Genomic DNA, 7,075 nt, shown 5'->3' on the forward strand with positions numbered 1-7,075 from the left:
GTCAGCCGACCCCCAGCTCCTGGGTTTCGATTTCCGACGGCTGGTTAAAGTATTTCGAGCGATCAGGGGTGAAGGTCACGAGCATTTTGGTGCGGGAGCAGGTTATCGATCGTTCCTGAGTCAGGTCGATGTCCAGGTCTTCACCGCGCAGGCCTTGCCATTGGGCGAGGTATTTGAGGGAGCCGAATTTATCGCGCTTCTTCAGGCTGCGGCTGACGCCACCTTTCCAGCCGAGTACCGGGAGTTCGCCGGCCAGGCAGCGTTTTGAGAGATCGGGGAATTTAGCGGCGCGTTCGCGGCCGACTTCCCAACATTTGATCAGGCCTTTGTCGTCGGCTTCCCACAGTTGATCCCGGGTCAGGCCCGAGCGGGGAGGTGCTTTGATGCTGCAGTGGATGCGATGGCTCATTCTGGTTCCTTGAATGCGGGTTTTTGTTGAACAGCTCCGCTGTACCCGTTGAGGGGGCGATGTTATGAGGCGGATGGCTGGCTTGCAACCGCATATTTCAGAGTGCGGCGAGGTGAGTTGTTTAGTGTTTGTAGGGGGCGGGGCTAATCATCATTAAACGCGTTTCGTCAGGTGGACCGTGTCTTCGTTCATCGCGGGCAAGCCTTGCTCCTACAGAAGCGGTGTTGACCGGGGAAATATCTGACGGGGTTTTAAGGTTGCGGCTAGGAAGAGCGCGGGACTAGTGTTTGCGGGTCGCTGCCAATTCAGCGGCCGGGTTTGGTCACCTGTTCAATGTCAGGCGCATGAGCGCCAACGTAAGCATGTCGGCGCTTTTTTCTGCACTTGTCGTTATGCTTCGCGGTGGGCTGTGCGCGGGGCACTTTCGAGTGCGCCGGGTGCCTGACTTCCCGGTTGACCAACCTGCGTACCGCCCACCACCCATCGTTTGGTCACGATGCTGGTGAGCTTCATGAACGTCAGGAGTTTTACCCATGGTCAAGATCACCCCCAATCCCCCCGAAAACCCCAGGGTTTCCCCTTACGATTCTCTCGATTCCAGCAAGCTGCATGAAGCCGCCGAGCGTGCGCTGGATTACCACTTACCGCCGTTCACCCAGCCAACGAAACTCGATACCCGGCCGGGCAAAATGTTTGTGGTCATTCCCGATGTCGATAACGAAACCCTGCTGGCCCACGCCAGCGAAACCCTGGCATCGGTGAACGTGTTGGCCAGCGATCTGGCCTTCGAACTGGAAGGTTCGCGGCGTCATGTGGCGTTGGCGATTCAGCAGATGGTGGTGCTGGGCGAGTTGCTGGTGAACCGGGCACTGGATAATTTCGATCCGTACGACTCCGACGCGTAGAGCACAAGCTGTGGCGAGGGGGCTTGCCCCCGTTGGGCTACGAAGTAGCCCAAAAACCTGCAATCGTGTTGTATCAGGCACACCGCGCTTACCGGGTCTGCGACTGCTGCGCAGCCGAACGGGGGCAAGCCCCCTCGCCACAAGGGACTGTCTGCTGCCAGATAGTCCGCGTCAGATCTCTCACCAGCACCTTACGGCTGCCAGTAACTCTTTTCCCCACTCAATTTCCGTTCGGCCAGCGATCTGGCCTTCGAACTGGAAGGTTCACGGCGTCATGTGGCGTTGGCGATTCAGCAGATGGTGGTGCTGGGCGAGTTATTGGTGAACCGGGCGCTGGATAATTTCGATCCATACGATTCGGACGCTTAGCGGGCCGCCTGTAGCGAGGGGGTTGCGTTGTGCGCCCCAAAAGATCGCAGGCTGCGATCTTTTCTCGTGAAGGTATGGACGGAGCGACACTGCTCAGCGGTGGCTGTGCGCGAGTTCTTTCCACCTGCGTACCCCGGCCGTCCCGACTTGCTCGAAGATCCGGCGAAACCAGACGCTGAAGGTTTCAGGGGCTGCCGCGATCTGTCCCGGAATCTCGGAGAGCTTCTGCCATTGCCAGCTGAGGGCTTCTTCGGGATTGGCAATCGGTGCCGTTCGGCAGATGCCGGCGAACACGTGGTCGTATTCATGCTCGATGAGCTGGTTCGACACACGTTCGTGGTAGAGCAGGGTGGAGACCGGCGTCAGTTTGCAGGTGAGCCCCATTTCTTCGCGAAGTCGGCGTTTGGCTGCGGCGCGGGTCCGTTCACCCTGGCGCGGATGTCCGCAGCAGGCGTTGGTCCAAAGACCTTGAGAGTGATATTTGCCCAAGGCGCGTTGTTGCAACAGCACACGGCCGTTGCCATCGAAAATGAAGATCGAGAAGGCTCGGTGTAAAAGCCCCTGTTGATGGACCTGCAACTTCGGTGCAGAGCCGATTTCACGATCATCTGGATCGACAAGTATCAAGATTTCTTCCATGGGAAAATTCCATTTTGTCTTCGCTACTGGGCGTTGTTGTGGGTTTTTCTACTTTTAGGCGTTGGTCGTGTTTGTGTGTTGATTAGGAATTTAGTTTGTTTTTTAGTATGTACAAGTATTTTGGTGTTTTTAGCTGGCGTTGTGGGTGGTTGTATTTTTATATTTGTTTTTTATGGTTTTTTTAAAAGAGCCTTTAGGTCTGTTGTTTTGTGGGCCGATTACGGATTGGGATGAATTGCTTTGCTCATGTCCCAGTCTCAAGCCCCAGTGTTTGGCGGCGCTCTGTCGGTTGATTAACGCAATGTTGATCAGGGCGCTTATAGGGTGGAGTCTGTTGATTTAGTTGGTCGGCTGGGACTGGGATGAAAAGTTTATGATGCGGCGTCTATTGATTATCGACTCAGCCGATTCCAGGTTGGACAGTGCGTTAGAGGTGGTTGCGTGTAATCCTGAAATATTCGTTGTGTTTGCGCTTAGTGCACATCGCAACATGGAAAGACTGTTTGCGCAGTGCTTGAGGTTCGAGCCGAAGTTAGTCATTGTCAGTGAGCCGTATCAAGCGCTCCAGCACCTTACGGTTGCCAGTAACTCTTTTCCCCACTCAACTTCCGCTCGAGAAAACTCGCTGCGCTGATCAGTGCCAGATGGGTCAGTGCTTGTGGCGTGTTGCCCAGGTGTCTGGCGTGGCTGTCGAACTCTTCGGCGTAGAGTCCCAGCGGGTTGGCGTAGCGCAGCAGTTGTTCGAACTCCAGATGGGCTTTTTCGACCATACCGGCGCGGGCCAGGCATTCGACGTACCAGAACGAGCAGGCGGCGAAAGCGCCCTCGATGCCGGCGAGGCCATCGATCTGGCTGTCGTTGTGGTAGCGGTACACCATGCCGTCGCGCACCAGGGTTTTCTGGATCGCTTGCAGGGTCGACAGCCAGCGCGGGTCCTTGGCGCTGACGAAGCGCACCAGCGGCATCAGCAGCATCGATCCGTCGAGTGCGGTGCCGCCGATGTGCTGGACGAAATGCCCGTGTTCGTCGCTCCAGAAGTTGTTCCAGATGTCGGCGTAGATCGCTTGGCGGGTTTGATCCCAGCGGGCGAACGGGGCGGGCAGCGAGCGTTTCGAAGCGAGACGGATGGCCCGGTCCAGCGCCACCCAGCACATCAGCCGTGAATGCAGGAAGTGATGCTGCTCGCCACGCATTTCCCAGATGCCGACATCCTCTTGCTGCCAGCTATCGCACACCTGATCGACCACCTTGATGGCATGTTGCCAACTCTCATGGGAAATAGCCTCACCGTACTTGTTGACCAGGTACACCGCGTCCATCAACTCGCCGAAAATATCCAGCTGAGCCTGCTCGTAGGCCTGATTGCCAATACGTACCGGTTTGGCGTTGCCGTGACCGGACAAGTGCGCGAGTTCGATTTCCGGCAGCTCCTGACGACCATCGATGGCATACAGGACGTTGAGCTTCATCGCATTGCCCTGGCAGTCGCTCATCCGGCCGTGCAACCAGCGCATGTAGGCGTTGGCTTCATCGACAAAGCCCAGGCGCATGAAGGCGTAGACGGTGAAGGAGGCATCGCGGATCCAGGTATAGCGATAGTCCCAGTTGCGCGCGCCGCCGGGTATTTCCGGCAGGCCGAAAGTCGCGGCGGCGAGGATCGCGCCGTGTTTGCGCGAGGTCAGCAGTTTCAGCGCCAGTGCCGAGCGGTTGACCATTTCGCGCCAGCGTCCGCGGTAATTGGATTGCCCGATCCAGTCGCGCCAGAACTTCAGCGTGCGTTGCAGGCACAGGTCGCTGTTTTCGTCCTTGAAGCGTGGGTCGTCGAGGGCGCCGAGGAGGAATTCGGCGCTCTGTCCCTGTTTGAGGCTGAACGTGGCGACGGCGGCGTCTTGTGCAATCTGCATCGGCTGATTGGCGCGCAGGCGTAAACCTGGCTGGTGAGCGGCTTCGAAGCAGATGTCTGCGCCGTCGGCCCGCGCCGTGGTTTGTGCTCGGGCGTAGTCATGGCGCACCGCGCAATGCAGATGGAAGGTGGCGTGGCCACTGACCAGCCGCACGCGCCGGATTAGCATGGACAGGTCATCGTCGCTGTCGCCGACGGGTAGCAGGTCGGTGATTTCCACCACGGCCTGTTCACTCAGCCAGCGGGTTTGCAGCACGTTGGTGTCGGGCAGGTAGATTTGCTCGCGTCGGGCATCGGGCAGGTCGGGTGCCAGTTGGAAAATTCCCGCATCCGGGGTGTCCAGTAATGAGCAGAAGATCGACGGGCTGTCGAATTCCGGCCAGCAGAAAAAGTCCACGCTGCCCTTGTCGTTGACCAACGCTGCGCTGCGCATGTCCCCGATGATGCCGTGGGCGTCGATAGCGCTTTGTCGCTCGTTGTAATGATCAGCCATTGCTGTGTCACTCCGGATAGAGGCATATGCCGCCATTGATGAACAGTGTGCTGCCGATGAGATGTGCCTATCAGCCAGCTTTCGACGGGCGGGCTTATCAGGTGACTGGCGCAAGGTGGCTTGAGTTCATGTTTGGTGGGCTTATTTGTGGTTTTTTACTACCTGGACGCTTTATGGCAAGTTGCACGCCTCAGCAGAGGATGGAACCCGATGGCAAATCCCTATCAAGCGCTATTCAACGCCCCTGGCAGCCGCGCCTTTGTGCTGGCGGGAATGGTCGCGCGCATGCCGATCTCGATGACCGGCATCGGCCTGATCACCATGCTCTCGCAGTTGCAGGGCGGTTACGCGTTGGCCGGGTCAGTGGCGGCGACCTTTGCCTTGGCCACGGCATTTTGCGCGCCGCAGGTGTCGCGCATGGTCGACCGTTTTGGTCAGGGCCGGGTGCTGCCGGTTTCGGCCTTGGTCGGCGGTTGCGCGTTGTTGCTGCTGTTGCTGTGTACACGATTGCAAGCGCCGAACTGGACACTGTTTGTGTTCGCCGCGCTGGCCGGTTGCATACCGAACATGTCGGCGATGGTCCGGGCGCGCTGGACCGAGCTGTATCGTGGTCAACCGCAGTTGCAAACCGCCTATGCGCTGGAATCGGTGCTGGATGAGGTGTGTTTTATTGTTGGACCGCCACTCTCGGTGGGGCTGTGTGTGGTGGTGTTTCCCGAGGCTGGGCCGTTGGTGGCGTTGCTGATGCTGGCGATCGGGGTGAGCGCGTTTGTGTTGCAGCGCAGCACCGAGCCGTCAGTGCATCCGCATGACGCCGATCAACCGGGCTCGATCATTGGTTCGGCGGATGTACGACTGTTGATGCTGTTGATGGGCGCCATGGGCACCATCGTCGGGGTGGTGGACGTGGTCAGCGTGGCCTTCGCGCAGCAACAGGGCCAGCCAGCAGCAGCGAGCATCGTGCTGTCGGTGTATGCCATCGGCTCGTGCCTGGCCGGGTTGGCGTTCGGCGCGTTGAAACCCAACGTGCCGTTGCCGCGTTTGTTTCTGTACGGCGGAGTGGCGACGGCGCTGACCACGCTGCCGTTGCTGCTGGCGGGGAACATTCTCGGGTTGTCGTTGGCAGTGTTTGTTGCCGGGCTGTTTTTCGCACCGACGTTGATTGTCGCCATGGGGTTGGTGGAGCGCATCGTGCCGCCGGCCAAACTCACGGAAGGCCTGACCTGGCTGATCACCGGCCTGAGCATCGGCGTGGCGATCGGCGCAGCCGGTTCCGGCTGGCTGGTGGATGCCTTCGGCGCGCGCAGCGGGTTCTGGCTGTCGATTGCGGCGGGGACGGTGGTGCTGGGTTCGGCCATCCAGAGTTATCGCCGACTCAGGTGAGCGTTAGCGCCCGCTGACTCAGATCCACAACCTGGCGCAGAACCTGTGGGAGCGTGGCTTGCCCGCGAAGCGAACACCGCGATTTTTCAGGCATTGCGCGTTATCGTTCATCGCGGGCAAGCCACGCTCCCACATGTACGGCGACTAATTTACGCCGTGTGTCATCCGTTCCCCTTACAGATAACTTGAGTGAGGGGAATGCGGTGACCCAACTGACACTGCTGTGCCTGCCCTATTCGGGAGCGAGCGCCATGGTCTACAGCCGCTGGCGGCGCAAGCTGCCGGAATGGTTGCAGGTCAAACCGGTGGAGTTGCCGGGGCGGGGTGCGCGTTTTGCCGAGCCGTTGCAGACCGACATGCGCGAACTGGCGCTGCAACTGGCCAGGGAACAACGCTCGTCCTTGAAGGCTCCTTATGCGCTGTTTGGTCATAGCCTCGGGGCCTTGCTGGCGTGTGAAATGGCCCATGCCTTTCGGGCGTTGGGCGCGCTGGAACCGGTGGCGCTGTTCGCGTCCGGAACAGCTGCGCCGACGATGCGCTCGGACTATGACCGGGGCTTTTCCGAGCCCAGGACCGACGCCCAACTGATCGAGCAATTGCGCGCCCTCAGTGGCACCCGCGAAGAAGTGTTGGGTAACGAAGAGCTGATGAGCCTGATGCTGCCGATCCTGCGGGCGGACTTTTTGCTGTGCGGGCGTTTTCAGCCTCTGGAGCGGCCACCGCTCAAGTGCCCGGTGCACGTGTTCGGTGGCAAGGCCGACCGGGCCAGCACCGAGCAATTGATCGGCTGGAGCCAGGAAACCCGGGGCAGTTTTTCGGTGGACATGCTGGCCGGCGGGCACTTCTTCATTCATGAACATGAAGCCAAAGTGCTGCGGGCGATCAAGAGCCATCTGGAGATACATCATCGGCGCCATGCGATGGTCGCCGTCGGTTAATCATCGTTTTTTATCAAAGATCGCAACCTCACGCAG

General features: G+C 59.2%; 7 protein-coding genes and 1 pseudogene. 5 read left to right on the plus strand and 3 right to left on the minus strand.

The features are described 5' to 3' along the window. Position 1 precedes the first annotated feature (1 nt). A complete protein-coding gene (locus BK658_RS24710; protein WP_123584585.1) occupies positions 2-409 on the minus strand; it encodes a hypothetical protein in 408 nt (135 codons plus the stop codon). 533 nt (positions 410-942) lie between these two features. On the opposite strand from BK658_RS24710, the gene BK658_RS24715 reads away from it, so the two are divergent. Both BK658_RS24715 and BK658_RS30145 read left to right on the plus strand, forming a co-directional pair. Continuing rightward, a complete protein-coding gene (locus tag BK658_RS24715) occupies positions 943-1,314 on the plus strand; it encodes a DUF6124 family protein (RefSeq protein WP_123584586.1) in 372 nt (123 codons plus the stop codon). A gap of 234 nt (positions 1,315-1,548) precedes the next feature. After that, a pseudogene (locus tag BK658_RS30145) lies at positions 1,549-1,683 on the plus strand (DUF6124 family protein); the annotation flags it as partial. A 93-nt stretch (positions 1,684-1,776) separates the two neighbouring features. Here the strand turns inward: BK658_RS30145 and idi are convergent. Then, positions 1,777-2,322, minus strand: coding sequence for an isopentenyl-diphosphate Delta-isomerase (idi, locus tag BK658_RS24720; protein WP_123584587.1), 546 nt, complete (start codon positions 2,320-2,322; stop codon positions 1,777-1,779). A gap of 376 nt (positions 2,323-2,698) precedes the next feature. Here idi and BK658_RS30855 point away from each other — a divergent pair, with 376 nt between their 5' ends. After that, entirely contained in the window at positions 2,699-2,956 is a 258-nt protein-coding gene (locus BK658_RS30855; protein ID WP_404943198.1) for a hypothetical protein, read from the plus strand. Here BK658_RS30855 and BK658_RS24730 read toward each other — a convergent pair. Further along, positions 2,895-4,718, minus strand: a complete 1,824-nt coding sequence (locus tag BK658_RS24730) for a glycoside hydrolase family 15 protein (RefSeq protein WP_123584589.1) — start codon at positions 4,716-4,718, stop codon at positions 2,895-2,897. The two genes, BK658_RS30855 and BK658_RS24730, sit on opposite strands and share 62 nt — an antisense overlap. A 210-nt stretch (positions 4,719-4,928) precedes the next feature. Between BK658_RS24730 and BK658_RS24735 the strand changes: the two genes are divergently transcribed. After that, on the plus strand, positions 4,929-6,101 hold the full coding sequence (locus tag BK658_RS24735; RefSeq protein ID WP_123584590.1) for an MFS transporter: 1,173 nt from the start codon (positions 4,929-4,931) through the stop codon (positions 6,099-6,101). A 203-nt stretch (positions 6,102-6,304) separates the two neighbouring features. Then, positions 6,305-7,039 carry a thioesterase II family protein gene (locus tag BK658_RS24740; protein WP_123584591.1) on the plus strand — a complete coding sequence of 245 codons (735 nt, stop codon included), beginning with the start codon at positions 6,305-6,307 and terminating at the stop codon, positions 7,037-7,039. Positions 7,040-7,075 lie beyond the last annotated feature (36 nt).

It is taken from the genome of Pseudomonas brassicacearum, from assembly GCF_003732175.1.
Classification (GTDB): domain Bacteria; phylum Pseudomonadota; class Gammaproteobacteria; order Pseudomonadales; family Pseudomonadaceae; genus Aquipseudomonas; species Aquipseudomonas brassicacearum_G.

Excerpts from the sequence above, each read along its gene's own strand:
- BK658_RS24710 (WP_123584585.1), bottom strand. The coding sequence starts at position 409 with ATGAGCCATCGCATCCACTGCAGCATCAAAGCACCTCCCCGCTCGGGC.
- idi (WP_123584587.1), bottom strand. The coding sequence starts at position 2,322 with ATGGAAGAAATCTTGATACTTGTCGATCCAGATGATCGTGAAATCGGC.
- BK658_RS24735 (WP_123584590.1), top strand. The coding sequence starts at position 4,929 with ATGGCAAATCCCTATCAAGCGCTATTCAACGCCCCTGGCAGCCGCGCC.
- BK658_RS30855 (WP_404943198.1), top strand. The coding sequence starts at position 2,699 with ATGCGGCGTCTATTGATTATCGACTCAGCCGATTCCAGGTTGGACAGT.
- BK658_RS24715 (WP_123584586.1), top strand. The coding sequence starts at position 943 with ATGGTCAAGATCACCCCCAATCCCCCCGAAAACCCCAGGGTTTCCCCT.
- BK658_RS24730 (WP_123584589.1), bottom strand. The coding sequence starts at position 4,718 with ATGGCTGATCATTACAACGAGCGACAAAGCGCTATCGACGCCCACGGC.